The 26005-nt window shown below is 51.5% G+C and carries 22 protein-coding genes, 7 tRNA genes and 1 pseudogene; 19 read left to right on the top strand and 11 right to left on the bottom strand.

Features of this window, described 5'->3' with window-relative positions; all coding sequences use genetic code 11:
- The first annotated feature begins 8 nt into the window (after window positions 1–8).
- Complete coding sequence (gene pdxB / locus B6A39_RS05480) at window positions 9–1184, top strand: 4-phosphoerythronate dehydrogenase PdxB (protein ID WP_083002246.1); 1176 nt, start codon at window positions 9–11, stop codon at window positions 1182–1184.
- Window positions 1185–1308: 124 nt separating this feature from the next.
- Here pdxB and htpX read toward each other — a convergent pair whose 3' ends face one another.
- The 5 genes from htpX to B6A39_RS05505 form a co-directional block, all read right to left on the bottom strand.
- Window positions 1309–2214, bottom strand: coding sequence for a protease HtpX (gene htpX / locus B6A39_RS05485; RefSeq protein ID WP_038482579.1), 906 nt, complete (start codon window positions 2212–2214; stop codon window positions 1309–1311).
- A gap of 108 nt (window positions 2215–2322) precedes the next feature.
- Window positions 2323–3570, bottom strand: a complete 1248-nt coding sequence (locus tag B6A39_RS05490) for a pyridoxal phosphate-dependent aminotransferase (RefSeq protein ID WP_083002250.1) — start codon at window positions 3568–3570, stop codon at window positions 2323–2325.
- Window positions 3571–3625: 55 nt separating this feature from the next.
- A complete protein-coding gene (gene ylqF, locus B6A39_RS05495; RefSeq protein WP_083002253.1) occupies window positions 3626–4579 on the bottom strand; it encodes a ribosome biogenesis GTPase YlqF in 954 nt (317 codons plus the stop codon).
- Window positions 4580–4698: 119 nt separating this feature from the next.
- On the bottom strand, window positions 4699–5097 hold the full coding sequence (gene msrB / locus B6A39_RS05500; RefSeq protein WP_083002257.1) for a peptide-methionine (R)-S-oxide reductase MsrB: 399 nt from the start codon (window positions 5095–5097) through the stop codon (window positions 4699–4701).
- A 136-nt stretch (window positions 5098–5233) separates the two neighbouring features.
- A complete protein-coding gene (locus B6A39_RS05505; RefSeq protein ID WP_083002261.1) occupies window positions 5234–6820 on the bottom strand; it encodes a gamma-glutamyltransferase family protein in 1587 nt (528 codons plus the stop codon).
- A gap of 388 nt (window positions 6821–7208) precedes the next feature.
- Between B6A39_RS05505 and B6A39_RS05510 the strand changes: the two genes are divergently transcribed.
- The 15 genes and pseudogenes from B6A39_RS05510 to B6A39_RS05585 all read left to right on the top strand — a co-directional run.
- Window positions 7209–7284, top strand: a tRNA-Glu gene (locus tag B6A39_RS05510).
- A gap of 57 nt (window positions 7285–7341) precedes the next feature.
- A tRNA-Gly gene (locus B6A39_RS05515) sits at window positions 7342–7416 on the top strand.
- A gap of 4 nt (window positions 7417–7420) precedes the next feature.
- A tRNA-Glu gene (locus B6A39_RS05520) sits at window positions 7421–7496 on the top strand.
- 27 nt (window positions 7497–7523) lie between these two features.
- Window positions 7524–7598, top strand: a tRNA-Gly gene (locus tag B6A39_RS05525).
- Between the two features lie 4 nt (window positions 7599–7602).
- A tRNA-Glu gene (locus tag B6A39_RS05530) sits at window positions 7603–7678 on the top strand.
- Window positions 7679–7709: 31 nt separating this feature from the next.
- Window positions 7710–7784 (top strand) — tRNA-Gly (locus tag B6A39_RS05535).
- Window positions 7785–7975: 191 nt separating this feature from the next.
- Window positions 7976–8938, top strand: a complete 963-nt coding sequence (locus B6A39_RS05540) for an ABC transporter ATP-binding protein (RefSeq protein WP_083002265.1) — start codon at window positions 7976–7978, stop codon at window positions 8936–8938.
- Window positions 8935–9708: an ABC transporter permease gene (locus tag B6A39_RS05545; RefSeq protein WP_009722589.1), complete on the top strand. Its 774-nt coding sequence runs from the start codon at window positions 8935–8937 to the stop codon at window positions 9706–9708. Before B6A39_RS05540 ends, B6A39_RS05545 begins: the two co-directional genes overlap by 4 nt.
- A gap of 52 nt (window positions 9709–9760) precedes the next feature.
- Entirely contained in the window at window positions 9761–10594 is an 834-nt protein-coding gene (gene queF / locus B6A39_RS05550; RefSeq protein WP_083002268.1) for an NADPH-dependent 7-cyano-7-deazaguanine reductase QueF, read from the top strand.
- A gap of 47 nt (window positions 10595–10641) precedes the next feature.
- Window positions 10642–11202 carry a nitroreductase family protein gene (locus B6A39_RS05555; RefSeq protein WP_083002272.1) on the top strand — a complete coding sequence of 187 codons (561 nt, stop codon included), beginning with the start codon at window positions 10642–10644 and terminating at the stop codon, window positions 11200–11202.
- Between the two features lie 13 nt (window positions 11203–11215).
- Complete coding sequence (locus B6A39_RS05560) at window positions 11216–11734, top strand: YiiD C-terminal domain-containing protein (RefSeq protein WP_083002277.1); 519 nt, start codon at window positions 11216–11218, stop codon at window positions 11732–11734.
- 93 nt (window positions 11735–11827) lie between these two features.
- Window positions 11828–11915, top strand: a tRNA-Ser gene (locus B6A39_RS05565).
- Between the two features lie 391 nt (window positions 11916–12306).
- Window positions 12307–13410, top strand: a complete 1104-nt coding sequence (locus B6A39_RS05570; protein WP_083002280.1) for a DUF262 domain-containing protein — start codon at window positions 12307–12309, stop codon at window positions 13408–13410.
- Complete coding sequence (locus tag B6A39_RS05575) at window positions 13407–14054, top strand: MAE_28990/MAE_18760 family HEPN-like nuclease (RefSeq protein WP_083002283.1); 648 nt, start codon at window positions 13407–13409, stop codon at window positions 14052–14054. Before B6A39_RS05570 ends, B6A39_RS05575 begins: the two co-directional genes overlap by 4 nt.
- 333 nt (window positions 14055–14387) lie before the next feature.
- A pseudogene (locus B6A39_RS05585) lies at window positions 14388–14630 on the top strand (helix-turn-helix domain-containing protein); the annotation flags it as partial.
- 372 nt (window positions 14631–15002) lie between these two features.
- Here the strand turns inward: B6A39_RS05585 and B6A39_RS05590 are convergent.
- Window positions 15003–15788, bottom strand: coding sequence for a CLCA_X family protein (locus tag B6A39_RS05590; RefSeq protein WP_083002290.1), 786 nt, complete (start codon window positions 15786–15788; stop codon window positions 15003–15005).
- Between the two features lie 158 nt (window positions 15789–15946).
- Here B6A39_RS05590 and B6A39_RS05595 point away from each other — a divergent pair, with 158 nt between their 5' ends.
- Together B6A39_RS05595 and B6A39_RS05600 are read left to right on the top strand one after the other, a co-directional pair.
- Window positions 15947–16684 carry a MauE/DoxX family redox-associated membrane protein gene (locus B6A39_RS05595; protein ID WP_083002294.1) on the top strand — a complete coding sequence of 246 codons (738 nt, stop codon included), beginning with the start codon at window positions 15947–15949 and terminating at the stop codon, window positions 16682–16684.
- A 163-nt stretch (window positions 16685–16847) separates the two neighbouring features.
- Entirely contained in the window at window positions 16848–17534 is a 687-nt protein-coding gene (locus B6A39_RS05600; RefSeq protein ID WP_083002298.1) for a type 1 glutamine amidotransferase domain-containing protein, read from the top strand.
- A 136-nt stretch (window positions 17535–17670) separates the two neighbouring features.
- Here the strand turns inward: B6A39_RS05600 and B6A39_RS05605 are convergent, their stop codons facing one another.
- The 3 genes from B6A39_RS05605 to B6A39_RS05615 all read right to left on the bottom strand — a co-directional run bounded on the left by B6A39_RS05605 (window position 17671) and on the right by B6A39_RS05615 (window position 22483).
- Window positions 17671–19329: an alpha/beta hydrolase gene (locus tag B6A39_RS05605; protein ID WP_083002301.1), complete on the bottom strand. Its 1659-nt coding sequence runs from the start codon at window positions 19327–19329 to the stop codon at window positions 17671–17673.
- 132 nt (window positions 19330–19461) lie between these two features.
- Window positions 19462–20259: a MipA/OmpV family protein gene (locus B6A39_RS05610; protein ID WP_083002306.1), complete on the bottom strand. Its 798-nt coding sequence runs from the start codon at window positions 20257–20259 to the stop codon at window positions 19462–19464.
- Window positions 20260–21184: 925 nt separating this feature from the next.
- Window positions 21185–22483 carry a M20/M25/M40 family metallo-hydrolase gene (locus B6A39_RS05615; RefSeq protein ID WP_083002310.1) on the bottom strand — a complete coding sequence of 433 codons (1299 nt, stop codon included), beginning with the start codon at window positions 22481–22483 and terminating at the stop codon, window positions 21185–21187.
- Between the two features lie 157 nt (window positions 22484–22640).
- Between B6A39_RS05615 and B6A39_RS05620 the strand changes: the two genes are divergently transcribed.
- Window positions 22641–24104, top strand: a complete 1464-nt coding sequence (locus tag B6A39_RS05620; protein WP_083002313.1) for a sodium-dependent transporter — start codon at window positions 22641–22643, stop codon at window positions 24102–24104.
- Here B6A39_RS05620 and B6A39_RS05625 read toward each other — a convergent pair.
- Window positions 24066–25412, bottom strand: a complete 1347-nt coding sequence (locus tag B6A39_RS05625; protein ID WP_083002316.1) for a Y-family DNA polymerase — start codon at window positions 25410–25412, stop codon at window positions 24066–24068. The two genes, B6A39_RS05620 and B6A39_RS05625, sit on opposite strands and share 39 nt — an antisense overlap.
- Window positions 25409–25897 carry a LexA family protein gene (locus tag B6A39_RS05630; protein WP_083002319.1) on the bottom strand — a complete coding sequence of 163 codons (489 nt, stop codon included), beginning with the start codon at window positions 25895–25897 and terminating at the stop codon, window positions 25409–25411. Before B6A39_RS05630 ends, B6A39_RS05625 begins: the two co-directional genes overlap by 4 nt.
- Window positions 25898–26005: the final 108 nt, after the last annotated feature.

A 26005-nucleotide genomic window follows, 5' to 3' on the forward strand; every position in this document is an offset into this window, starting at 1 on the left:
AAACGCCTATGAAACTTGTTATCGACGCGAACATCCCTGCTGCAGACCTCTGTTTTGAGTCATTTGGCACGCTGCACCGCTTGCCAGGGCGTGAGATTCGTCCTGCCGATGTGGCTGATGCAGATGCACTGATCGTGCGCTCGATTACTCAGGTCAATCAAGCGCTGTTGGCACAAAGCCCTGTCCGTTTTGTAGGTACTTGCACCATCGGTACTGATCATATTGATCGCGCACTATTAAGCGAGCGTGGCATTGGCTTTGCCAGTGCTCCTGGCTGCAATGCCGACGCTGTCGTGGACTATGTGCTTAGTAGCCTACTGTTGATGAGTGAGCGAGAAGGTTGGTCGTTGCTAGCGCGTAGGGTGGGTATTGTGGGTGCTGGCAACGTTGGCAGTCGTTTGCAGCAGCGTTTGCAAGCGCTGGGTGTGGAAACCTTGGTGTGTGACCCACCTCGTGCAGAAAAAGAACACCCTGGAAAAGAGCCCACAGCAGTAGGGGAGACGAGCCTATTTTGCTCGCTGGATAGTGTAATCGAACACTGCGACGTAGTGTGCCTGCATACCCCGCTGGTGAAAGAGGGCCCCCATGCCACGTATCAGCTGCTTAATGCGGAGCGTATTAATGATCTTGCCCCTGGGACTGTGCTGCTAAACGCGGGGCGGGGTGATTGCATTGACGGCTTGGCGCTACGCAGCCGCTTAGCGGGTAAAGGCGATATCACGGCTATTCTCGATGTTTGGGAAGATGAGCCGGCGATTGATGCCGGGTTGCGTGATTTGGTAGCGCTGGCGACACCACATATTGCTGGGCATAGCCTTGATGGCAAGTTGCGTGGTACGTGGATGATTCAGCAGGCGCTGGCTCAGCATATCGAGCGGCCAAGTGGCGTTACGTTTAGCGAACTCTGCCCACGACCTGCGCTGTCGGCATTAACGCTGCAGCAAGCGATGCCGATAGAAGAAGCACTCCGGCTATGCACGCGCGCGGTTTACGATGTGCGCCGTGACCACGATGCGTTGCAGCGGCACGTGTTTCACCAGGGAATCAAAAAGGGCTTTGATTACTGTCGATCCAACTACCCACTGCGTCGAGAGTTTGCCACGCTTCGCATCTTATTAGAGAGCGACGCAACGATGTTGGAAGCGCCATTGCTAGCGGCTGGTTTTCAAGTGCAGTGTGTTTAGTTGCGTAGTGACGGTGTGTTGGTAGTGAGGTGATATAGAAAGCACAAGGCCCGCATCTGCGGGCCTTGTGTGTTATGCGACTAGCAACTATGTGACTAGCAACTATGTGATTAGCAACTATGCGTTACTGACGGTAAGCCGCTTCTTTCAAAGCGCGAATGCGATCGTCCAGCGGTGGGTGGCTTGCAAATAGCTGCTCTAACAGAGAGCGGGTTTGGCCTTTAGTAATAGCCATCGCGCGCAGAGTATCAGGCATCTGGTCAGGCATTTCAGTTTCCGCTTTCAGACGTGCCAGCGCATTTACCATCGCGCCGGTACCCGCTAAGCGTGCGCCTGCCTCATCAGCACGGTATTCACGATAGCGAGAGAACCAGGCAACGATTGCAGAGGCGACAAGACCAAAGACGATTTCTGCCACGATCACCACGGCAAAATAGCCAATAAAACCAAGGCCACCTTCGCCGTCGCTACGACTTCTTAAGAAGTTGTCGACTAACTGAGCCACGACCCGAGCAAAGAACATAACAAAGGTATTCACGACGCCTTGAATCAGCGCCAGCGTGACCATGTCGCCGTTGGCCACGTGGCCGATTTCGTGGGCCAGCACCGCGCGCACTTCTTCAGGGCGCATGCGGTTTAATAGGCCCGCTGAAACGGCGACTAATGCATCGTTTTTATTCCAGCCGGTGGCAAACGCGTTGGATTGCTGAGCAGGAAAAATGCCCACTTCTGGCGTTTTAATACCCGCTTCGCGGGAAAGTTCGGCCACCGTATCCAACAGCCACTGCTCTGTTGAATTAGAGGGTGTTTCGATAATCACGGTGCCAGTCGAACGCTTTGCCATCCACTTGGAAATAAACAGCGATATCAGCGAGCCGACCATGCCGAAGATAAAGCAGAAAATCAGCAGGCTGGTAAAGTTGATGCCCTGACTGCTTAGGTAACTTTCCACCCCAAACAGTCGCAGCGTTAAGCTGGCAACCAGCAACACCGCTAAGTTAGTGGCTAAAAACAGCACAATTCGCATCATGGTGCAGGTTCTCCATCAAGGGTCATTAAAAAAGCGTTAGTGGAATGACAGTTTAGATACGTGCTGTTAACGTCAGTTTCAAGTCGCCGTTTTTATTGATGACTGTCTTTATTGACGATAACGGGACAGGAAATTAGCAAAGCGATCAAGCGCATCCCCCAGCTGATCGGCCCAGGGCAGAGTAACAATGCGCACGTGATCCGGTTCTGGCCAGTTGAACGCAGTGCCTTGCACCAGCAGGATTTTTTCCTGGAGCAATAAATCCAGCACCAGCTGTTGGTCATCCTTAATGTTAAACACCTTGGGATCTAAGCGGGGAAAGGCATACAGCGCGCCTTTAGGCGTCACGCAAGAGACTCCTGGAATGGCGTTAAGCTTCTCTATCGTAATATCTCGCTGAGCCAATAGTCGGCCGCCCGGCAGAATCAAATCATTGATTGACTGGTAGCCACCCAGTGCAGTCTGGATAGCGTGCTGAGCTGGGACGTTAGCGCACAGGCGCATCGAGGCCAGCATGGTCAGGCCCTGAATGAAATCACTGGCGCGCTGTTTGGCCAGCGTGCCGGAAATGGTCATCCAGCCTGAACGAAAGCCCGCGCAGCGATAGCTTTTCGATAGTCCATTCATGGTAATGACCAGTTGATCATCATCGGCTAATGCGCCCGTGGCAGTGTGCTCTACGCCGTCGTAAAGTATCTTGTCGTAGATCTCATCGGAGAACACCACCAAGTTGTGCTCTTGGGCAATATCCAGCACTTCCCGTACTACTTCAGGGGGGTAGACCGCGCCGGTAGGGTTATTTGGGTTGATAATAACAATGGCTCGGGTACGGCTGGTAACTTTGGCGCGTATATCTGCCATGTCCGGTGCCCAATCGGCTTGTTCATCGCATAGGTAATGCACACCGTGGCCGCCAGACAAATTCGCTGCGGCGGTCCATAGTGGGTAGTCGGGGGCAGGGATCAGTACTTCATCACCATCGTTTAACAGCGCCTGCATGGCCATCACGATCAGTTCGGAAACGCCGTTACCGATATAAATATCTTCAATGCCAACCCCAGGGATCTGTTTACGTTGACACTCTTGCATAATTGCCTTACGCGCCGAGTAAAGGCCTTTGGAATCACAGTAGCCCTGAGCAGTGGGCAGGTTGCGCATCACGTCTTGAAGAATCTCTTCCGGTGCCTCAAAGCCAAACGGCGCCGGGTTGCCAATGTTAAGTTTTAAAACTCGCTGGCCTTCTTCTTCCAGGCGCTTGGCGTGGTCGAGCACTGGGCCGCGAATGTCGTAACAGACGTTATGCAGTTTGTGCGATTTTTTCAGCGTGTGTGATTCTGTAGGCTGCGGGGTGTCCATGGGGTTTATTATCCAAAATGTCCTGTGGCCGAGGGTGCTGCTGATGATCAGCCCATTATGCGTCGGATTGTAGGTGGCTGTCTTCGTCGTTTTGTATCGGCGGCGGTGGAATATCACCTGGGGTTTCTAAGGTAAGCCTACCAAGTTTGCCATCGCGTAGCTCGTGAAGCAGTACTTCGGCACCGCGGTGTATGTCGACCTCGCCACCTGGACGTAAGCCGCCGCGCTTACTCGCAATTTCTTTCAAAATGGCGTGGCCGTCAAAACCGGCGATGGCTAAGAAATCTGGCTTTTGCGGGCCATCAGCATCCACCTCTTGCGCTACGGGCGCTTCATACGTCGGCAGCGCCTTTAACTTATAACGGGCGGTCAACTCTTCAGGATAGCGCTTGGCAAGCTCGGCACTGGTGACGATGGCTACATCGGTATACTCAATCGCAGTATCACGAATTGCGCCGCTAGCAGCCAAACGATAGGCACTAGCCTGATCTTCGATTTTTGGCCATAACACCCCGGGGGTGTCGATTAACGCGACGCGGCCGTCAATTCGGACCTTTTGTTGGCGCTTGGTGACAGCGGGCTCATTGCCAGTTTTAGCAATTTTCCGACCCGCTAGCCCGTTGATCAGCGTCGATTTTCCGACGTTGGGAATTCCCATTACCATCACGCGGACATCTCTATCAGCACGCACCGCGCCTGCTAGTTCGTGGCATAGTTTAGGGATTTTTTTAAGCTCACGAATATTGGTAGTGGTAATTGCCAGGGCGCGGGTATCTTCTTGAGCATCGAAAAAAGATACCCATTCTGCAGTACGCTCAGGGTCGGCAAGATCTGCCCGTGACAAAATTTTCAATACAGGCTTATGGCGAGTCAGCTCGGCCAGCATCGGGTTGGCGCTGGAGTAGGGCAGACGCGCATCAAGTACTTCAATCACGACATCAATTTCGGGCAGCGCGTCCTTAATCTGGCGGCGGGCCTTGTTCATATGTCCGGGGAACCAGCCGAGCATGAGTTTCTCCTAATTAGCGCAAAGCAAATACAAGTACGAAAAATGGGCACAAAAAAGCGGGCTGCCATTCTAACAGATGGCGCCCGCCTTTCTGACGTTGAACGAGGATTTAGTGACGATTACTCGTCAGGATGAAACTCTAGTGACACCGAATTGATGCAGTAGCGTAACCCCGTCGTGTCTGGCGGACCGTCAGGAAATACGTGACCCAGATGGGCATCGCAGTGGGAGCAAACAACTTCAGTGCGCCGCATGCCGTGGGAGGTGTCGCTATGCTCTTCAATGCAGCGTGTTCCCAGTGGGCGATCAAAGCTTGGCCAGCCGCAACCCGCATCAAACTTATGTTCGTTTTCAAACAGCGGCGCATGGCAGCACACGCAGTGGTAAATACCTTGGGCATCACTGACCTGATAATCTCCGGTGAAGGGGCGTTCAGTGCCTTTTTCACGCGCCACACGGTACTGCTCCGGGGTGAGTTGCTTGCGCCATTCGTCAGGGGATTTTTCTATTTTCGCCATGGGGGTCTCCTCTCCCTCTGGTTACCGTTAAACAGAGGCTTACTAAGCAGGCTAGCGTATCACTACGCAGAGTGACAGTAGATAGCCTGCCCAGGTTCAGCATGTGTGAAAGGTAAAAAAACCGCCAGTATGACGTTTACACGCTAGCCGCACCTCCGTTGCTGCGCGGATCGTGGGCGCTTTCAATTAAGCCATCAGGATGCCGCACGATGCCGCCCGCATGACCCATGGTGTCGCTAAACGCCTCGGGAAGTACTTCAATATCGTGCCCAGCCGTAGCAAGTTCGGCGATCAAGCGGTCACTGAAGCGATCTTCGAGCTTCAAGTTAGTGCTGGATTCTCCCCAGGTGCGGCCCAATAGCCAGCGAGGTGCTGTCACCGATTGCTGAAGCGGCATGCCGTGTAGGGCATAACGGGAAAAAACCGCCGCCTGAGTTTGTGGTTGGCCTTCGCCTCCCATTGTGCCGTAAACCATGGTGCGGCCATCGTTAAAGGTAGCGAGTGCCGGATTAAGTGTATGGAAAGGCTTTCGACCAGGCGCAAGGCCACGTAAATCACCTTGGTTAAGTGAAAAGCTAATGCCGCGGTTTTGCCAAAGCACACCGCTTTCCGGCAGCACTACGCCACTGCCGAATTCCCAGTAGATACTCTGAATAAAACTCACCGAGCGGCCTTCGCTATCAACGCTGCCCATCCAGATGGTATCGCCAGGTGCGGGCTCATGGGGCCATGGGAGCGCCTGTGCAGCATCAATTTCAGCGGCTTCAGCGCTAATGCGCTCCTCACTCAACAGCTGTTGCAGGGGAACAGGCACGCGGTGGGGGTCTGTCACATAGCGGTCACGCAGCATAAAGGCCCGCTTGGTCGCTTCAATAAGGCCATGCAGGTGATCATAGCCGTTTGGTTCGGCTGCCTTAAGACGTTCGTAAATACCCAGAATCATCAGCGACGCCATGCCTTGGGTGGGGGCTGGTAAATTATACAGCGTGGCATCTTGCAGGCGCACGTGAAGAGGCGTGACCTGTTGAGCGTAGTAGGCGTGGAAATCGTCCAAGCGAAGCGGACTGCCAAGCGCTTCCAAGTCGCGCGCCATGCTGGTGGCAAGTTCGCCTCGGTAAAAATCATCCAGTCCGGCATGTGCCAAGCGTTTCAGTGTGTTGGCTAGACGTGGTTGGCGAAGGCGCTGGCCTTCCCGAGGTACTTGACCGTCAATCAGCAAGGTGTCCTTAAAGCCAGGACTTTGGCTCAGGCGTTCTAAGTGTTTTGCGGTCAACGTTTCCTGGCTCTGGGTGACGGCTATGCCTTCATCAGCATGGCGAATGGCATCGCTTAGTAGAACGGAAAGTGGCAGCGACTCTCCCCAGTTAGCGGCCACATTTAGCGCTTCCTGCCAGCCACTAATAGTGCCCGCCATGGTCAGCGCGGCCTTTGGGCCACGCTCAGGAATGTTCGACTCACCTGCATAAAAATCACTGTTAGCCAGCTGAGCCGCGGGGCCGCAAGCATCAATGGCGACAGGGGCTTTGCCGGGTTCATGAATGAGCCAGAAACCGTCACCACCTAGCGCGTTCATATGAGGATACACAACGGCAATCGCAGCCGCTGCGGCGACCATCGCCTCCACTGCATTGCCACCTTGTTTCAACACATCACGCCCTGCACTTGCGGCAAGATGGTGAGGGGCAACACAGCTGCCGCCGTAACTACGCTGAGTGTGGAGCATCTTCAATTCCTTTGTTATTGGTTAGGGTCATCAGCCAATGGCGAAGGTAACTAACGAACCACTGTGATGGCTGAGGCACAAATACACAGTGTGCCAAAAAATCGATTTTATTGTACATGAAAGATTTTTAGATAACTTTCTACTTTTTAATAGCCTTTTGGATTGATAGCTCTTTTGTGTTGATAGATGCGAGAAGGGCAGGTCGGGCTTTTATAAGAAGCCCGCTTATACGACGTTTCTAGGATGATGTGCTAAGGTCGCCAAATTACTTACTTTGAGCACAAAGCAGGCGCTACTCGTGGCAGGTTAAAACGTTTCGATTTCAGAGTGCTTGACAGCACATTAAGGGCTGAGTAATATACGCGCCACCTCGACGAGGCAATGAAACGTCCCATTCGTCTAGTGGTCTAGGACACCGCCCTTTCACGGCGGTAACAGGGGTTCGAACCCCCTATGGGACGCCACTTACTCTTTATAGAGTAAGAGGTTATAGAGTAAGAGTTCGTCAAGGTATCGGAATTGCGGGAATAGCTCAGTGGTAGAGCATCGCCTTGCCAAGGCGAGGGTCGAGAGTTCGAATCTCTTTTCCCGCTCCAAAACGTCCCATTCGTCTAGTGGTCTAGGACACCGCCCTTTCACGGCGGTAACAGGGGTTCGAACCCCCTATGGGACGCCAATCCGATTTGCGAGTAATACAGATTAAGCGGGAATAGCTCAGTGGTAGAGCATCGCCTTGCCAAGGCGAGGGTCGAGAGTTCGAATCTCTTTTCCCGCTCCAAAACGTCCCATTCGTCTAGTGGTCTAGGACACCGCCCTTTCACGGCGGTAACAGGGGTTCGAACCCCCTATGGGACGCCATCTCGCATTTTTGTAGCATTGTTTGTTTTACGCGGGAATAGCTCAGTGGTAGAGCATCGCCTTGCCAAGGCGAGGGTCGAGAGTTCGAATCTCTTTTCCCGCTCCAAGCAAACACTTTCTTTCATCCCTCCTTTTTGCTTGTTTTCCTTTGTTTTTTTGAACACTGTATCGCACATCAATTGGCGATATTTTTGCGTGGCTGTCTTTTGGGTGACTTGAAAAAATATACGGATGCCCCGATATCTTTTTATCTAGCTCGTTTTTCTTGTGCTCCCCATTTGCTGACAGGACATATTCATGGCCGAACCGGCATTGTCTATCCGTGGCCTTACAAAAGTGTATGGCAACGGCTTTCAGGCGTTAAAAGGTATTGATTTAGACGTCCAGCAGGGCGATTTTTTTGCTTTGTTAGGGCCTAACGGCGCGGGTAAGTCGACCACCCTCGGCGTGGTCTGCTCGCTGGTGCAGAAATCAGCCGGTAAGGTGTCGATTTTTGGTATCGACATCGATAAAGATTTCGCAAAAGCCAAGTACCAGCTTGGCGTGGTGCCCCAGGAATTCAATTTCAATCAGTTTGAAAAGGTCATTGATATCATTCTGGCCCAGGCGGGTTACTACGGAATGACCCGTAAAGAGGCGCTGCCCCGTGCCAAACAACTGCTCAGTGATCTTGGGTTGTGGGACAAGCGCAATGGTAGTGCGCGTATGCTTTCTGGCGGTATGAAGCGTCGTTTGATGATTGCCCGTGCGCTGATGCACCGCCCAAAACTACTGATTCTTGATGAGCCAACGGCAGGCGTAGACATCGAGCTGCGCCGCAGCATGTGGGAATACATGCGGCGTATTAACCGCGATGAAGGCACCACCATTATTCTCACGACACACTACCTCGAAGAAGCCGAGAGCCTGTGCCGCAATATCGCCATTATCAATCAAGGCGAAATTGTGCGTAACACCAGCGTGCGTGAACTGCTGACAGAGCTGAACACTGAAACCTTCCTGCTCGACCTGTCTGCGCCGGTAGAGCAAGCACCCGTTATTGAAGGGTTTGAAGTTCAGCAGATCGAGCCTTCCCAGCTAGCGCTGGTAATTCATCGTGGGCAGCGGCTCAATGATGTGTTCAGTGCCTTAAGCGAACAGGGGGTAACCGTAGTTTCCATGCGCAACCGCGCCAACCGCTTAGAGGAGATGTTTGTTTCCATGGTGGAAAGCAGCCAGCAAGCGATTGATCAGCGTGAGCAGCAGGAGGCGCGGGTATGAATGCAACGCAAACCCTTATCGCGCTGTGGACTTTAGTGCTTAAAGAGATCAAGCGCTTTACGCGGATTTGGCCCCAAACCTTGCTGCCGCCGTCAATTACCATGGCGATGTACTTCATCATCTTTGGTAACTTAATTGGTTCGCGTATTGGTGATATGGATGGCTTCAGCTACATGGACTTCATTGTTCCAGGGTTGATCATGATGTCGGTGATCACCAATAGCTACTCCAACGTGGCCTCTAGCTTTTTTTCCAATAAGTTTCAGCGCTCTATTGAAGAAATGATGGTCTCGCCGATGCCCAATTGGGTGGTCTTATCCGGCTTTATCTTGGGTGGTATGGCCCGCGGCCTAGGGGTTGGGTTAATTGTTACGCTGGTATCGCTGTTCTTTACCCGTTTAACTGTCGAGCATCCACTGCTCACGGTGCTGGTGGTGGTGCTGACCTCGGCGCTGTTTTCCATTGGTGGTTTTATTAACGCGCTGTTGGCTAATAAATTCGATGATATCTCCATCGTGCCAACGTTTATTCTGACTCCGCTGACGTATTTAGGTGGCGTGTTTTACTCGATTTCGATGCTGCCCGATTTTTGGCAGGGCGTCTCCATGCTTAACCCAATACTGTATATGGTGAATGTCTTCCGCTACGGCTTTTTAGGCGTTTCCGATATTCCGGTCGTCTGGGCGCTAACCGCTATCTTTGCCTTTATCGTTGTGCTGTTTATGGTGGCACTCACCATGCTAGACCGCGGCAAAGGGATTCGCAGTTAAACGTGTGATAACGCCCAGTAGAGGGCGCTACTAATCAAGAGAGCAACCAGTAATGGCACACCGCCCTGATACCTTAGAACACGCGCCCCTTGGGCGCGATTCCGCTTACCCAGAACAGTATGACGCTGGGCTGTTGTATCCTATTCCCCGTGCTGCAAACCGTGCCCCATTGGGCATCGAAGACAGTAAGCTGCCGTTTGTGGGGGAAGATGAGTGGCACGCGTTTGAAGTTTCCTGGTTGAATTGTCGTGGTAAACCCATCGTGGCGGTTGCCCGTTTTCGCCTGCCTGCGGATTCCCCCAATCTGATCGAATCCAAATCCTGGAAGCTCTATCTCAATAGCCTAAATCAAACGTGCTTTGAAAGCCGAGAAGCGGTGCAATGTGTGCTTGTGCGCGATCTGACCGCGGCGGCGGGTGCCTCTGTGAGCGTAGAGCTATTAGGGGTAGACGACAGCGACCTTACCCCCCAGCGTCTGCCGGGCGAATGCCTGGATGACCTGGATATCGACATCAGAGATTACACACCCAGTGCAGCGCATTTGGCAGTCAGTGAAAAGATCGTTGAAGAGACGCTGCACTCCCATTTACTTAAATCTAACTGCCCTGTGACTGGCCAACCCGATTGGGGTAGCGTATTAATTCGCTATAAAGGCCCTAAAATTGACCGTGAAGGGCTGCTACGCTACCTAATCGGTTATCGTCAGCACCAGGACTTTCACGAGCACTGTGTCGAACATATTTTTACTGACTTGATGCAGCTGGCTAAGCCTGATGAGCTACTGGTGTTAGCCCGCTATGTTCGCCGCGGCGGGCTTGATATCAGCCCATGGCGAGCAACGCCGGGATTAACGCCGCCCAGCCCATTGCGCCTAGCAAGGCAGTAACAACGGCGCTAACCTAGCGCTCCACGATCAATAAAAGGGGAGTCATAATGGACGCACTCACGCTGCTTCACGAACGTAGCTCTATGGGGAAACTCACTGAGCCTGCGCCCAGTGCCGAACAGCTCAGCGCTATTTACCAAGCCGCGCTGCGCGCCCCAGACCATAAAGAGCTGCGCCCCTGGCGGTTTATCGAATTTATCGGTGAAGGGCGCGAGCGCCTGGGTGAGTTGTTCGCAGAAGCAGAGTTTCAAGAAGACCCCAGTGCCAGCGACGACACACTAAATTCCGCACGTAAAAAGCCGCTGCGTGCGCCGATGATCATTGCCGTGATCGCCAAGGTCACCCCGGATGTTCCTGGTGTGCCGAAAATGGAGCAGGTGATTTCCGCCGGATGCGCCGCCCACGGTATTTTGTTAGCGTCCCACGCGCTAGGGTTGGGTGCCATGTGGCGCAGCGGTAAGTACGCCTTTGATCCCGTGGTGCGTAAAGGCCTATCGCTAGAAGAAGATGACGAGGTCGTCGCCTTTATCTACCTGGGCAGCCTAGCAGGTCGCCACAAGCCACTAGCACAGCATAATCAAGCTGACTTTGTAGAGCGTTGGGATTAACGAGGAGCAGGTGATGAGCCAGCCACGCCAACCGGGTATGCCTTACCCCCGTTTGCCACTCCCTCAGGCTCATGAAGACCTTGCCGCCTTTCAGCAGTGGCTAGGGGAGGCGATTCCCATGGTGGGTGCACTGGGTATTCAGAGTATGTCCCAATGCACCTCTCAAGAAGGCGGTTCATTGACGTGGCAACTGGCGCTTAACCCGAACCTAAACGATAAAGGCACAGGTTTTGGCGGCGCGCTAACAGCGCAAACCACGCTGCAGGGCTGGTGTTGGGTAACGCTATGGCTGCGTGCCCAAGGGCGGGCGCAAGATGTGGTAGTGGCAGAAGCCAGCCAGCGCTTTCTTGCGCCAGTTACTAGCGACTACCGCATCATTTGCACTCCCAGCGACTCCCAAGGCCCTGAGCAGCTAGCGGAAAAGCTTAACGCGCGGGGGAAGGGCAGCATTGCACTCACCCAGCAGCTCTACTGTGGCGACACGCTCTGCCTGGAAGCCAGCGGGCGCTACGCCGTGCTGCCTGTTGCTTAAATCTTTAAAAGGCTTGCTATTTTGGGCCTTAGACCATAGAATATGCGCCGTTCTGTTGGGAAAGGCAACGCCTTAACAACCGAGCAAAAAAGTGGAGAGGTGTCCGAGTGGTCGAAGGAGCACGCCTGGAAAGTGTGTAAGTCGAAAGGCTTCGAGGGTTCGAATCCCTCCCTCTCCGCCACAGAATATAGAAAAAGCCCGCTGAGCAATCAGCGGGCTTTTTCGTGCCTGCCATTTAAGTTATCCACATGCAGTTTGCGCTACGTTAGTCCTGTTTTTGCCCATACAAGGTGACAAGTGTGGTGTGCTTCGCTATTGTCATCTTAAGAATGGTGAGTATTTAGGCGGCTTTCGATCCGGTGCGGCGTTCCGCCGGAGTCGCATATTCACGGCAGCGTTTTGTTCGCATCATGCGAACTTTTCAGGTTGCAATTATCTTTCGGTTGAGATTTATTTCTATAAATTGCAGATAAATGGTTGAGGTTTTGGTTGCTAGAAAAACACGTATGCGCACTAACAAATTTTCATGAAGTAAGTTTAAATACTTGAGAACTGAATGGGGTTTTTATTTTATGAGTTTAGAAAAAGAAATTGAAAAAGCAAGGAAAGAAATTGTATCTGATGGCTATGATATGTCATTAGGTGAAGTAATGAATTTGTACAAAGAAGACGAGCTAAAGATAAATCCAGAGTTTCAAAGGCTGTTCCGTTGGGATATTACTAGAAAAACACGATTTATTGAATCGATATTGCTAAGTATTCCTATCCCTCCAATTTTTGTATTCCAGGATAAAGATGGAAATTGGGAATTAATTGACGGGCTTCAACGCCTGTCAACGATTTTAGAATTTGCTGGAGTGTTAAAAGACTCTGAAGGAAAAAAAGTATCTCCAAGCACTCTTGAAGGCACTAAGTTTCTGCCCAGCCTGGCTGATAAGCGTTGGCAAGTATGGAATGATGGTGATGCATCTATTGATAAAAGTATGCAGATGCAAATTAAGAGAGCTAGAATTCGTGTTGAAATTTTACTTAAAGAGAGTGATGAAAATGCTAAATATGAACTGTTTCAGAGGCTAAATACTGGCGGAGCACAATTATCTCAGCAAGAAGTTAGGAATTGTGTTGCTGTAATGATTAATCCTGAATTTTATAAGTTGCTGAAGAAACTTTCTGAGAATGAAGATTTTTCTAATACGGTGAATCAGACAGATAAGGCTCTTGAAAAACAGTCAGGAGTTGAGTTGGTTCTTAGGTATTTTGCCTTTAAATATCATCCATATAAAAACGGTTTGGATGTTCATGAATATCTTGATGAGGCTCTTATCGAGATTTCGCAAAATGTTGATATCGACTGGGTTAAAGAAGAGGTATTGTTTAAGAAAACATTTAGTTTATTGAATGATTCACTTGGTGATGCTGCGTTTAAGCGTTGGGATGGTAATAGTTTTAGCGGGAAATTTTTGATGTCTCTCTATGAAACAATAGCTTCTGGTGTTTCCCAAAACTTGGATGAAATTGAATCTAAAGATAAAGAAGAGCAAAAGGAATTTTTGGTAGCAAGGGCTAAAGCACTTTGGTCTGATCAAGTTTTTGAGAAAAACTCGGGTGCAGGTATCCGTGGCACAACACGTCTATCTAAACTTCTCCCTATGGCTAAGGGGTTTTTCAAACCATGAGTAAAATTAGAACAATAAATAAATTGCAGAACGCTTTAGATAATGAGTTTTCTTGGCGATTAAAGGAGATTGCTAATCTCAAAATCGTTGTGCGAAGCTCTGACAACCTTAATAAAAAGACAGCGGTTCGTGCTGCTATACCTCTGTTATATGGACATTGGGAGGGCTTTATAAAAAGCTCTTCTACATTATATTTAGAATATGTAAATGGTCAGTCTTTAAGGTATAGAGATCTTAAGTCATGTTTTGTTGTTTTTGGAATTAAACGTAAAATAAATGACTTGATAGATTCAAAGAATTCTAATTTGTCAATATCGACATTGGATTTTTTGCGTGATGAGTTGGATGAAAAAGCAAATCTTAAAATTGAGTCAGCTATTAGAACCGAGTTTAATCTTAGCTCAAAAGTGTTTGCTAACATTGCCAATTCTATTGGAATAAATACCCAAGATTATGAGGCTAGATATAAATTAATTGATGAGAGTCTATTAAGTAGGAGGAACTATATAGCTCATGGTGAATACTTAGATGTAGACTCGGAAGGTTTTCGTGAATTAGCAGATGAGATTCTATTCTTGATTCGTTCATACAAAACAGATATAGAAAATGCTGCATCACTTGAGGAATATAAGATAAGCGCATAACAAAGTGCTGCTGTTAGTAAAGTTTTCTGCAGATTGCTGTTTTTTGTATTTTTGTAAAGCTTAGGTGTTCAATGGAAGATTTAAATAAAGTAGGAGTTGAAAAGGACCATTTGGATAAAGTCTCTCGGGCGCCAGTCCTTAAGTGCCTTAACTGAACTAGTTTGGAATTAATTTGATGTTTACGCGGACCTAGTGCAAGTTGAAATAGATAAAACTGATTTTGGTTTGCAAGCTGTTCATGTAAACAAGAATGATGGGGCTAGGGTTGTTTATAAAGATCTTGGCCGCAGAAACTGAGTGCAACACCTGAGCATTTCGCTAAGGTGTTGTCCCATGTCTTACCCCGAACTCAGCATTGAAGAACGTGCCAGCACCCAAGTGAGTCAAGCCCAAGGGATTAGCCTTCGGCATATTGCCCAGCTCCTGGGGCGAGCTCCTTCGACCATATCTCGTGAAATACGCCGTAACCAAATGGCCCAGAACGGTTACTGTGCCCGGCACGCCCAACGTCAGCGAGAAAAGCGTCGAGCGGTCTGTCTTCCTGCGCGTAAGCTTTTGCCAGGCACCGAGCGGTTTTGACAAGCTACTCAAGTAGTGCACAAATAGCTGATTTTTCTCCAGCGTCGCTAATATTAAATAACTATTTTTCCTCTTAATGGGGCATTATACCAGCGCCATCTAAGTTTCGTGCCTGCCCGTTACATGCTTTAGCAATTCACCCACCGCAGCCTCTCAATCACTCCGCACTCGGCGATGAGGTGGCCACGGCGAGTCTGGTGTCAGTTTCCTTTAAAAGGGAAATATGCCGCTGAAACCTATCCCTGCGACGGCGACGATCACAACAACGATAACGACAATGGTAGTGGTAGATGGCATTTTTCTCTTCCTTTGAGATATGAATGTCATTGAAGCGTAGTCGTCATTGGCGTGTTTCGCACATCCCGCGTTTTATGAAGAGCTCTCTTTATTGAGTGCTTTCCCCAAACTGCCAAAATACACCCTGAACAGCGCATTGATGCGTTCGCGCTGCTCGCCTTGTGGATAAAGGCCGCGTTCTGCCTCGGGGGAGGTTTTGGTGCCTTTCACCAGGAAGTGGTTTTTGATGGTGGAATCTTGCACGAAGGCTTCAAAGGCTCGGGCGCATAGCTCTTCTGGTTTGCTGTAATAGAGCTGACCGTGAGCTTTATCCATGGCGGCCGAGTGGTTGAAAAGCGCGCTAGGCTGCTGGCCGTCGGGGTGAAGAAGAATCGCGTGGAAGCAGGCGAGTAGGCGCTGGTTGAGCGGGTGATTAATCGGGGCTGCATCCGCTAGCCATGCCGCCGAGGCGAAGGCGCTAGCGGGCATGTTGTTAAAACACTTCTGGGCAATGTAGTGATCAAAGGCGTGAAACCATTCGTGGGCAATGCTGCCAGGCCCCGCATTCTTAGCGAGCGAAAAGCTGCGCTGGCTGGGGTCATAATGAGCAGAAACGCCGGGCCTACCACCGCTGCCGTACTGTAGGGCTAACGAGCCACGCAGTGAAATCAGCGCTTCATTGCCGTGCAGTATCAGCATTAAGTCGCACAGCGCATCGTGGAAAAGCTCGGCGGCGCGGTCGCGCTCGGCGGTGGTCACCCAGCGGCCTATTTCAATTGAGCGAAAATCGAACTGGCGACGGATCAGCGCAAAGCTGCTAGCACGCTCTGGGCGGTGCATTGGCCCTTGGCGGTAAAACTCTCGCGCTTCAATGCTCACGGCGTGCTCGCTAGCCTAAAAAAGAAGTTCACTGAGCTATTTTATCGAAGGTAGCGAGTAAGCGCCAAAGGCTGTTCGGCAAGACTGGCTAAGGTGTCTACCCTTATACCTAGGCAGCGAATGATCGGCTGCGTTGTGTTCCACAACAGGGAGGAAGTATGGCAACGGCACATGTTTATCGCATGAAAACGGATGCGCACCAGTGCCCTTTTGGTTTGAAAACCGTTTCATTGCTGCAACGCAAGGGCTACGAGGTACATGACCACCCGTTAACATCCCGCGACGAAACCGATGCATTTAAAGCGAAAGAGCAGGTCGATACGACGCCGCAAACCTATATTGATGATAAGCGCATCGGTGGCTATGAAGAGGTGCGCGAGTATTTGGGCTTAAGCGTACCGAGTGCCCAGGAAACGTCTTATCGGCCAGTGATCGCCATTTTTATCACGGCATTACTGATCGGTTTGGCGATTAGTTGGCTGGCCCATGGGGCGCTATTGACTACGCAATTACCTGAATATGCAGTGGCTACCGCCATGGTGCTGCTTGGGTTGCAGAAGCTTCAAGACGTGGAAAGCTTCAGCACCATGTTTCTGAATTACGATTTGTTGGCTAAGCGCTATGTGCCCTATGGGTATATTTACCCCTATGCGGAAACCCTGGCGGGGGTCTTGATGCTGGCGGGTGCCTTGATTTGGTTAGCGGCGCCCTTGGCACTGTTCATTGGTACGGTGGGGGCTGTGTCAGTCATTAAAGCGGTTTATGTCGATAAGCGAGAACTGAAATGTGCTTGTGCGGGGGGGAATAGTAATGTGCCGTTGGGCTTTATTTCGTTGACGGAAAACCTTGTCATGATCGCCATGGGGCTATGGATGCCACTAAAAAGCCTACTGTAGCAGTAACGGGACGTAATGGTGCGTGGTAATGGTTTTTGTAATGGCTGTTGGTGACCATTGGTCGTTATCGTTCGCTGCGCGCCTTGCAAGCAAGAAAGCACGCCCCAAGGTAGAGTAGGTAACGCAAGACGCTATCGCACGCTTCACGATTAGGAGTATTGAGATGAGCAAGCGTATTTTGGTTGTGCTGACATCACATGATCAGCTAGGGGATACCGGCGAAAAAACCGGCTTTTGGCTAGAAGAGTTAGCAGCGCCGTACTATGTCTTTAAAGATGCAGGTGCAGAAGTAACGCTAGCCTCGCCAAACGGAGGGCAGCCGCCACTTGACCCGAAAAGTGACGCAGACGATAGCCAAACCGACGAAACGCGCCGCTTTAAGCAAGATGATGAAGCGAACGCGGCGCTAACGGCAACGCATCGCCTTAGCGATATGAGTGCTGATGATTTCGATGCTGTGTTCTACCCTGGTGGCCATGGCCCGCTGTGGGACTTGGTTGACGATAAAGACTCTATCCAGTTGATCGAAAACTTTATTGCCCAGGGAAAGCCAGTGGCATCGGTTTGCCATGCGCCTATCGTGTTGATTAATGCAAAAAACAGCAGTGGTGAACCACTGGTAAAAGGGCGCCAAGTCACAGGCTTTACTAACGGCGAAGAGGATGCGGTTGGCTTAACGGATATCGTCCCGCATTTGGTGGAAGATGCGTTGCAGCAGTGTGGCGGTATTTACAGCAAAGCTGACGACTTTACGGTTTACGTGCGTGAAGACGGCCAATTGATTACCGGCCAAAATCCGCCTTCCTCCGCGGCTACTGCTGAATCACTGATGGCGTGGTTGGCTCGTTAAGCGGTACATTTTTTAGCGTTAGACACCATGACGGCGGGCATAATGCCTGCCGTTTTCATGTGCGTCTATGAAAAGCTATACGTCAATATGGGCGTGCGTACGTAGTTATAAAAAGTAGGAGTACGTGTCTTTACGCCTATTGGCGTCGAGCAAAGCGATCACGTAGGCGTTGGAGCGCCTGTTCATCCCAATCGGGTGGTTCAGAAAGTGCTACCCAGGCATCAATATAGTGTTCAGCCGCAATTTCATGCCCAAAGCCTGGCGGGGCGCTGCCGGCGGCTAAGTCGGCGAGCAATTGCAGCATGGTCACGACTGGGTACCAGCGCAATTGCGGAGACACATCGGGGGCGCGTGGCTCTCGCATCCACTCGGGTTCTCGCCAGAAAGCTTCTGGTTCAAAAAACACAATGGGGTCGCTGGCGTACTGTAGATAGGCAATACGGAAATCTCCCCATTCGCCTGTGGTTTCATCCAATCCTTGGTATTGGTTCATAAAGCGCACCACGTCGCCATTACGGAACGTGGGTAACCAAGCGTGGCTACCTGGGGCGCGGTTGGCCGTCACATTGCGCCATGTATCGCTGCGAAAGGGTGGACCACTCCACAGTGCGCCATGGAAGGGGTCATTAATAATGTCGTATAAATCGAAGGAGAGGTCTGAATTAAGTGCGCCCAAACTTAGCCCGAATAGATATAGTTTGGGGCGCTGATCGCGGGGCATCGCAGACCAGTAATTGTAGATGGTGGTGAACAGTGCGCGGGCATTTTCAACGCCGTATTCTGCTTCAGATATAAGCGATAGATGGCTAGGAAGGTAAGAATATTGCGCTGCTACTGTCGCAATGTCGCCTCGGTGAAGATATTCCACGGGGTCTTGGGAGCTGGGATCAATCCAGCCGCGCCCGGTGGGTGTGGCTAGCACCAGCATAGAACGTTCAAAACCGCCTACGCGAATCAGCTCTTCAAGGGCAAGTTGGGCTCGGCCAGTGGGTGTGTCGGCAGCATTGAGGCCTACATAGACACGGATCGGGTCTAGGGATTTTTTGCCGAGAAACTCACCAATTTCAGCACCGTTTGGGCCATTGGTCACAAAACGCCTACCTCGGCTACCCAGCGCTTCCCAGCTAATCAATGAGTCGGCGCTGCCTGGTATCATAGGGTCGTCAGGTGGGTCGAGGTCATCCTGGATTAACTCATCCACTTCTTGATAGGAGCGGTCAGCCACTTTCAATGCGTAGGTAAAGACCACGCCTTCAATGACCATCCAAAATAGTGCGACGGAAGCGATTGTGCCTAGCACATAGGCGGTGCGGCGGGGGAGTATGTGGGTTAATTTAAGAGAAAGCAGCTTGAAAGTGCGTTTGAACAGCAGGCCAAGTATGCGAAGAAACACAAAGACACCCAGTGCAATGAGCGCTATAGAGAGCGGGCGGGTGCCTTTAGCGGGGGGCATGTCCATTAACTGGCGAATGCTGTCCTGCCACTCGGCAGCACGCCAAAGAAAAATAATCGAGATGCTTAAACAGACCAGCGCCGCTAGCCATTTCAGGTAGCGTTCCAATGTAGGGTTGGGTTCTGGCAAGTGCAGGTAGCGCCAAAGTGTGTGGCCTACCACGCCCATCGCGTACCCCGCTGCAAAGCTCAGCCCGGAAACAATGCCTTGGGCCACCAGCGGTCGAGGAACAAGGCTGGGAGTTAATGAAAAGGCAAAAAATAGCGTTGCTAGCACTAACCCCGCACCTGAAAGGCGGTTAAGGCTTAAGACCTTCCCTAGTCGGTTGGCGCTATTTCCCATTGTTTGCTCTTAAGTTATAAAATGATACACAAAATACTTATATTATAAAGGCATGGCCAACTGCCCGTGTCAAAGGCGATCGATTTTAGAAACGACCGACTTTAAAACGACTGATTTTAAAAACGACTGATTTTAAAATCGATAGCTTAACGATACTCCGGTGAGGGCTTGCCAATCGCTGCCTAACTCATCAACGATTGGGCTGTCGGCCGCGCTGCCAGTAAGGTGGGTTGCGCCGACGAAGCCAGTGGCTGTCCATTCAGGTGTCAGGAAGTAGCTGAGGCTAGCATTCACCCCCATTCGCCAGTAACCGCCGTCTGGGGTATAGGCTGCTACACCGCTGCGCGCGCTATCTTGAACCGACACACCAAATAGCGATTCGGTCCACTTCTCATTTGAATACGTAACGCTGGGTGTTAGCGTGAAGAGAGTGCGTTCGCTAACAGGCATACGCAGGGCGGCGTTGGCTGAAAATTTTGCGCCTTCAACGTCGCCGCTCACCGGCGTACTGCCTGCAACGCTATAACGCCAGAACCCTTGCTGATAGCTAACCCGCAGACCTAGCGTTGCCCCGCCATCGACTTTTTCAAACTGGCGGATATCGCCCTTATTGTCTCGCCCAAAGGTGTAGCCAATGAACGGGGAAGCGGTCCAGTTACCGTTACGGACAGCGTGCCACTCAATACCGTTGCGCACGTTGATCGAGAGCTGATCGCCGTATGCCAGGTTAAGGACAGGCCATGCTCGTGTGTCATAGTCGTCGCTGCCTAGGTAGTCAGGTGAGTAGGTCACGCCTGCGCCGATACTGCCTTCCCAGCTGTCTCCCAACGCAGGAGCGGTTAATGCGATGCTAAAAGCAGCCGCTAACCAGGGGGTAAAATACTTATATTTAGAAGCGCTTTGAGTAGCGCGAGAAACGAAAGTTGTCACGGGGTGTCCTTTTAATTATTCAAACGTGCGTGATTGTATGTTTTTGATTCAAGCGACTGCAAGCTCTCTAGAGGCCTGTGTGGTTCATGAATTGAAACTATTTTCTGTTTCATAGCTTAGGTTAGATAACTCAACGGCTATAGGGCGCACTGTGTGCACATAGCGCAGGGATAGCGCTACAGGGAAGTGCAAGCAGGGAGTGCTTGTGATGCACAAGGACGCATGAACAGGATGTTCGTGAAGGAAGATCAAGGAGGACCTGATAAAACCCCGGCCAGTGCGATGGCCGGGGTTTTTTTATGGGCAAACGGCACTGTTGACTAACAAGCGTGATGATAAAACAGTGCGCTGAGTTTGCTCATTGGTGTGGATACCGCCGTTTGGCAATTCATACAGCGTAGTGTCGCGCTGTCTTTGCCAGTGCCTTCAAGGCGAAATCGTTTTAGGTACGATGTTGTCGAGGATTCCGCGTTGCCGCAATGACGGCAAATAATATCCACGCCGTATACAGTCGGGCTGATCATGATATGTCTCACGCTGACCTCCTAACGCAAGGGGGTTAATGGGTTCAGTCGTGGTAACGTCCGTGTAGAAATGCATCCGTGACGATGCTTAAAAAGTATAAACAGCAAACGGCTAGTTCGCCATTTATATAAGCAGCTATCTATTTATGAGCTGGTAGTAAAAAAATTAAAAAAACGCATGTTTTGATATCCCAGGTTAATGTTTTTGACATATATGAGGTTCATGGTGAGTAACAACACAGGGAACGGTGTGAGGGAGCACGACCAAGCAGGAAAGCTTGTTAAACCAAGGATGCACGGACAGGATGTTCGTGAAGAAGGATTACGGAGGAAATACTACTACCCCGGCCAGGAATGGCCGGGGTTTTTTTACGCTAGTGTCTGGCTACAGTAGCTCTTTGCTACTTCTTCGCTTTTTTGGGCTTTGAGGCTTTTTTGTCTTCATCTTTATCAGACTTGTCACTGTCAGGCTTGTCGCTACCTTGATGGCTAAGCGGGCTGGCCTGGTCAAGCCGTGGATGGTTGTCCAGGAATTCCCGCTGAAGATCGGGTAGGGCATCCAGTGCTTTTAAGGTGTGGGTCAGCGCGTGAATGGCCGCGAGCACATCCTGGGTGTTGCCGGTTTCGGAAATAGTGTGCATGTTGCGGATCGGAAAGCCGATTGAGGTAGCTGCGCTATCAATAGAGGCCAGCACGCCAGCCATGCCGTCAGTTCCCGTATCCACACCAACGATGTCTCGCTGCAGGGGAATATCCTGCTCTTTGGCGGCGCTGGCGATAATGCGGTTGAGCTGTTCGCTGGCAATAGAACCTACCGCCATGGTGAAGCCTTTGCCCATCTCTAGCGGCTGCATGCGTTTGTCGCCAATACCAGGAGCAGCTACGTAGTCGTGGTTAACGTCTACGCCAATGAGTGCGTCTGGTTTTAATTCGCCAGCCAACACGCGGCTGCCGAAACGGCCAATTTCTTCGTAGCTGGCAATGGCAAACAGCACGCGTACGTTTTCGGTGCCGCCAGCCTCCGCGATTAGCTTCGCCACTTCTGCAGTAACAAAGCAGCCCAAGCCATTATCCAGGTAAGCCCCGTAGAAGGTGTTCGGGCTAAAACCAGGGCGAATAGGGCGGTCGAAAATAATGGAATCACCCGGGCGAACGCCTAGATTCAGCACTTGCTGCTTTTTATTTTCGCCGTGGATTTGCAGGTCCAGGTAGATCTGCTCTTTTTTGATGCCTTTGCTGCCATCGCGTTGTGCAGGATCAGAAAAGTGAATAGCGCCTAGGGCTTCTACTGTGCCACCTTGGATGCAGCGGTAGCTGCCGGGGGCGTCAGGATCTTCGCTGAACAGCTTCACTTCATGGCCGATAAGTACAGTCGGCAAGAAAGAGTCAGTGTTGATCCAGATCTTGCCGTCTTCGCCAATTGAGCGAACCTGCATGCGGATTTTGTCCGCGTGGCCGATGATCATGACTTTGAACATGTCATCGCGACCTGGGTGGGTATCCAGCACTACGCCAGCATTGCCTTTAAACTGATGCAGATGCCAGCTGGTTGGCGCGAAGCTTTCAAAGTAAGGCTTCAGTACGCCGTAAGTCATGGCGCCTTCCAGACCTACCGGGCTGGGGGCGGCAAGAATGTCGCGCATGATGTTGAACTGCGCATCGGGCATAGGCTGCGTCCAGGGTTTGGCGCTGTCGCTCATATTAAGCTCTCTCCATTGGGTGGTGTTTATCGCTAACTAGTCTGCCAGATTCTTGATTCAGATGCGCATGGCTGGTTCGCCTAGTGAGACAAGAATTTTGGGCTTTGGTTATAAAATCCTCTAGGATAGGCGCTTTTTTCTGACAAGGTGGAAGGTCATGGCGTCTTCTGGGCAACCTCGCATTCAGTGGCTGGGCCGCTGGGGCTTTATGCTGGCAGCCACCGGTTCGGCGGTGGGGCTGGGCAATATTTGGAAATTTCCCTATATCACCGGGGAGTATGGCGGCGGAGCCTTTGTGCTGGTGTATTTGGCGTGCATTTTAGCCGTCGGCGTACCGGTGATGATGACCGAGATTGCCTTTGGTCGCCGTGGGCGCGGCAGCCCGATTGATGCGATACGGCGCGTCGTCAATGAGTCTGGCCGCTCCTCTGCCTGGTCGTTGATTGGTTGGATGGCCATGCTCTGCGGCTTTATGATTCTGTCGTTTTATGTCGTGGTAGCGGGCTGGTCGTTCTCTTATTTATGGAAAATGCTCACCGGCGGATTGGCTGGCAGCAGCGTTGACGATATGGCCGCCGTATTTAGCGCGAATAACGCGAACCCGTTCATCCTGGGCGGTTGGAGCACACTGGTAGCAGTGCTGACCATGGTAATTGTGGGCAAAGGCGTTCAGGAAGGTATTGAGAAAAATGTCAGTTGGATGATGCCCGGGCTGGTGCTCATGCTCGTTCTGCTGATTATCTTCGGGGTGTTTTCCGGTGGGTTTGGCGAGGCCGTGAGCTTCTTGTTCTCGTTCAACGCAGGCAGCCTCTCGAGCGAAGGGATGCTAGCGGCGTTGGGCCACGCCTTTTTCACGTTGTCGTTGGCATCCGGTGCGATTCTTACCTACGGTAGCTACTTGCCCAAAGGTGCATCCATTGGGCGTACCACGGTAAGCGTGGCGATTGCTGATACCGTGGTTGCATTAATGGCGGGGTTGGCGATCTTCCCAGTCATTTTTGCTAACGGTATGAATCCTGGTGAAGGGCCGGGGCTTATCTTTATGAGCTTACCGTTGGCCTTCCAGGCGATGCCAATGGGCACGCTATTTGGCATTCTGTTTTTCTTGATGCTCTCAATGGCAGCGCTGACCTCGTCTATTTCGATGGTGGAAGCGACGGTGTCGTGGTTATGCGATAACAAAGGCATGACCCGTAAGTCTGCCTCTTGGGCGACGGGCATCGTGCTATGGCTGATCAGCACGCTGGCGATGCTATCGTTTAACCTGGGCGCTGATTGGGCACTTGCGGGCAAAAACTTCTTTGATTGGTTGGATTATTTGACCTCGCGCTGGATGATGCCGCTGGGGGGATTGGGTACGGTCGTGCTGGCGGGGTTTGTGCTGAAAAGTGAGACATTCCGCGATGAACTAGGCCTTGCACCGTTGCCTTATGCGCTATGGCTGACCATGGTGCGCTACGTTAGTCCGTTGGGTATTTTGGTTATCTTTGCTGATGCCTTGGGGCTTTACCAAGTTTCGTTCGCGGTGCATTGGCCGTGGCTGCTAGCAGTTTTGGTGGTCATGGTCGCAGCGGGGGAGACCCTAAGCCCGCGGCTGCGCCAAGCGCTGCGCTCGCGCTAGCCGCTGTTGTTCACGCTTCACCCTGGCGGCCGCAATGGCGCCAGGGTGAGTGCCTGCCTCCATGAGTTCGTCCCAGCAGGTGGTGTAACGGTCAGAGCGGTGTGCACAGCGTAGCTGCCACGGCGCTTCCGCCTCTGTCATTCCAAAACGAATGGTGCCTTGCCCCATGCGCTGATTGATGGCGTCAATGGTGTTCATCAAGTGCGGATGCGCCTTGGTTAAGGGCTGCAATAGTGAAAGCTGATACTGCTGCGCATCCACTAAGTCCAATAGCATGACGCCGGCTTTCATAAACTGAAAACCTGGCCGATACATCTGTTCAAGCCCTTCGCGCACGGCTTCTAAAATGATGCGGGTATCGTCGCTTGGCGATGCCAGGGGAATCATCGCGCTAGGCGAAAGTTGAGGCTGGTCTTTACGATGGCGGTTGGTGTTTAGAAACAACAACACGGCGCGGGTAAGGCTTTTCTGTTGGCGCAGTTTTTCGGCACTACGCTGGGCATGGCGCCGCAGCGCTGCGTGCAATTCCACTTTTACGCCGGTGGCTTGACCAAAAGAGCGCGACGTCATAATACGCTGACGCGGCTCTTCTAGTGCGTTCATTTCCAAGCAGGAGGTACCACGTAGCTCAAGTGCTGTACGTGCAAGCACTACTGAAAATCGTTTGCGAAGTTGCTTTGGGTCGCACTCCCGCAACTGCCACGCCGTGCGAATACCACTCACCGCAAGCCGTTCTGCTAGGCACCTACCGACGCCCCATACGGCATTCACCGGCAGCTGTTTAAGCAGCCCCATAGTGGTCGGGCTGTTGGCGGTGAGTAGGCAGACGCCTTGGTAGTGAGACTGCTTTTTGGCAACGTGATTCGCGAGCTTGGCTAACGTATGAGTAGGTGCCAGCCCTACGCATACGGGCAACCCTAAATAGCGGCGAATACGGCGGCGCACAACGTCCCCAAGCGTTTGACATTGAGCGTCGCTGAAGCCATCCAGGTAAATAAACATTTCATCAATAGAGTAAGGTGCGACGTCTGGGCAGGCATCTCGCAGCAGTTGGGCGAGTCGTGCGGACATGTCGCCATACAGCTCGTAGTTAGATGATAATAAATGAATCTCTCCCCGCCGATGCAAACCTTCCAGTTGGAAAGAAGGAGTGCCCATGGGGATTTCTAACGCTTTCATTTCAGCCGAGCGGGCAATTACACAGCCATCGTTATTCGACATCACGCCAACGGGTTTACCTTCAAGCGCGGGGTTAAAAACACGCTCGCAGGAAACATAAAAATTATTGGCATCAACAAGGCCAATCATGGCAAATACTCATGCACCACGGCGCGCACCACACCCCATAGCTGGCAATTTGTCTCTTCTAACGGCAGCGGTGGATAGTGGGGATGAGCCGAGCAAAGGTGTGGCGTGCCTTGATAGAGCGCATAACGCTTTATCAGTACTTCCTCTTCAAACATGGCGACCAGGATATGCCCTAAACGGGGCGGTATGCTGCGATCTACCACCAGTAAATCACCTTCGAATATCCCCCAGCCTTCCATGCTGTCGCCTGCGGCGGTGAGATAAAACGTGTGGTTGGGGTGTTTAATCAACCGCTCATTGAGATCTAGTGTGCGTGGTTCGTAATCTTGAGCAGGTGAAGGGAAGCCGCTAAACCCAGCACGACCGTATAACGTTGGAAATGGCAACGGCTGAGAGGTTAACGGCAGGGCTGTTGAAACCATCGTTGTTGTAAATGTGCTTGTTTCAAGCGTAGTTGTTTTTAAAGAGGCGGTTTGAGACGGCATCGTCGGCATCCTCATGAATAAATAATGTACTTAAGTACTGTTTTTATAGCCAGTATTTGTGAGCAGTATTTATTCATAGGGAGAAAATTGCAAGCGACGCTCAACGCT

This window comes from Halomonas sp. GT, from assembly GCF_002082565.1.
Classification (GTDB): domain Bacteria; phylum Pseudomonadota; class Gammaproteobacteria; order Pseudomonadales; family Halomonadaceae; genus Vreelandella.

Bases quoted from the DNA above. Each gene is read 5' to 3' on its own strand.
- pdxB (WP_083002246.1), top strand. From the start codon at position 9: ATGAAACTTGTTATCGACGCGAACATCCCTGCTGCAGACCTCTGTTTT.
- htpX (WP_038482579.1), bottom strand. From the start codon at position 2,214: ATGATGCGAATTGTGCTGTTTTTAGCCACTAACTTAGCGGTGTTGCTG.
- B6A39_RS05490 (WP_083002250.1), bottom strand. From the start codon at position 3,570: ATGGACACCCCGCAGCCTACAGAATCACACACGCTGAAAAAATCGCAC.
- ylqF (WP_083002253.1), bottom strand. From the start codon at position 4,579: ATGCTCGGCTGGTTCCCCGGACATATGAACAAGGCCCGCCGCCAGATT.
- msrB (WP_083002257.1), bottom strand. From the start codon at position 5,097: ATGGCGAAAATAGAAAAATCCCCTGACGAATGGCGCAAGCAACTCACC.
- B6A39_RS05505 (WP_083002261.1), bottom strand. From the start codon at position 6,820: ATGCTCCACACTCAGCGTAGTTACGGCGGCAGCTGTGTTGCCCCTCAC.
- B6A39_RS05540 (WP_083002265.1), top strand. From the start codon at position 7,976: ATGGCCGAACCGGCATTGTCTATCCGTGGCCTTACAAAAGTGTATGGC.
- B6A39_RS05545 (WP_009722589.1), top strand. From the start codon at position 8,935: ATGAATGCAACGCAAACCCTTATCGCGCTGTGGACTTTAGTGCTTAAA.
- queF (WP_083002268.1), top strand. From the start codon at position 9,761: ATGGCACACCGCCCTGATACCTTAGAACACGCGCCCCTTGGGCGCGAT.
- B6A39_RS05555 (WP_083002272.1), top strand. From the start codon at position 10,642: ATGGACGCACTCACGCTGCTTCACGAACGTAGCTCTATGGGGAAACTC.
- B6A39_RS05560 (WP_083002277.1), top strand. From the start codon at position 11,216: ATGAGCCAGCCACGCCAACCGGGTATGCCTTACCCCCGTTTGCCACTC.
- B6A39_RS05570 (WP_083002280.1), top strand. From the start codon at position 12,307: ATGAGTTTAGAAAAAGAAATTGAAAAAGCAAGGAAAGAAATTGTATCT.
- B6A39_RS05575 (WP_083002283.1), top strand. From the start codon at position 13,407: ATGAGTAAAATTAGAACAATAAATAAATTGCAGAACGCTTTAGATAAT.
- B6A39_RS05595 (WP_083002294.1), top strand. From the start codon at position 15,947: ATGGCAACGGCACATGTTTATCGCATGAAAACGGATGCGCACCAGTGC.
- B6A39_RS05600 (WP_083002298.1), top strand. From the start codon at position 16,848: ATGAGCAAGCGTATTTTGGTTGTGCTGACATCACATGATCAGCTAGGG.
- B6A39_RS05605 (WP_083002301.1), bottom strand. From the start codon at position 19,329: ATGGGAAATAGCGCCAACCGACTAGGGAAGGTCTTAAGCCTTAACCGC.
- B6A39_RS05615 (WP_083002310.1), bottom strand. From the start codon at position 22,483: ATGAGCGACAGCGCCAAACCCTGGACGCAGCCTATGCCCGATGCGCAG.
- B6A39_RS05620 (WP_083002313.1), top strand. From the start codon at position 22,641: ATGGCGTCTTCTGGGCAACCTCGCATTCAGTGGCTGGGCCGCTGGGGC.
- B6A39_RS05625 (WP_083002316.1), bottom strand. From the start codon at position 25,412: ATGATTGGCCTTGTTGATGCCAATAATTTTTATGTTTCCTGCGAGCGT.
- B6A39_RS05630 (WP_083002319.1), bottom strand. From the start codon at position 25,897: ATGCCGTCTCAAACCGCCTCTTTAAAAACAACTACGCTTGAAACAAGC.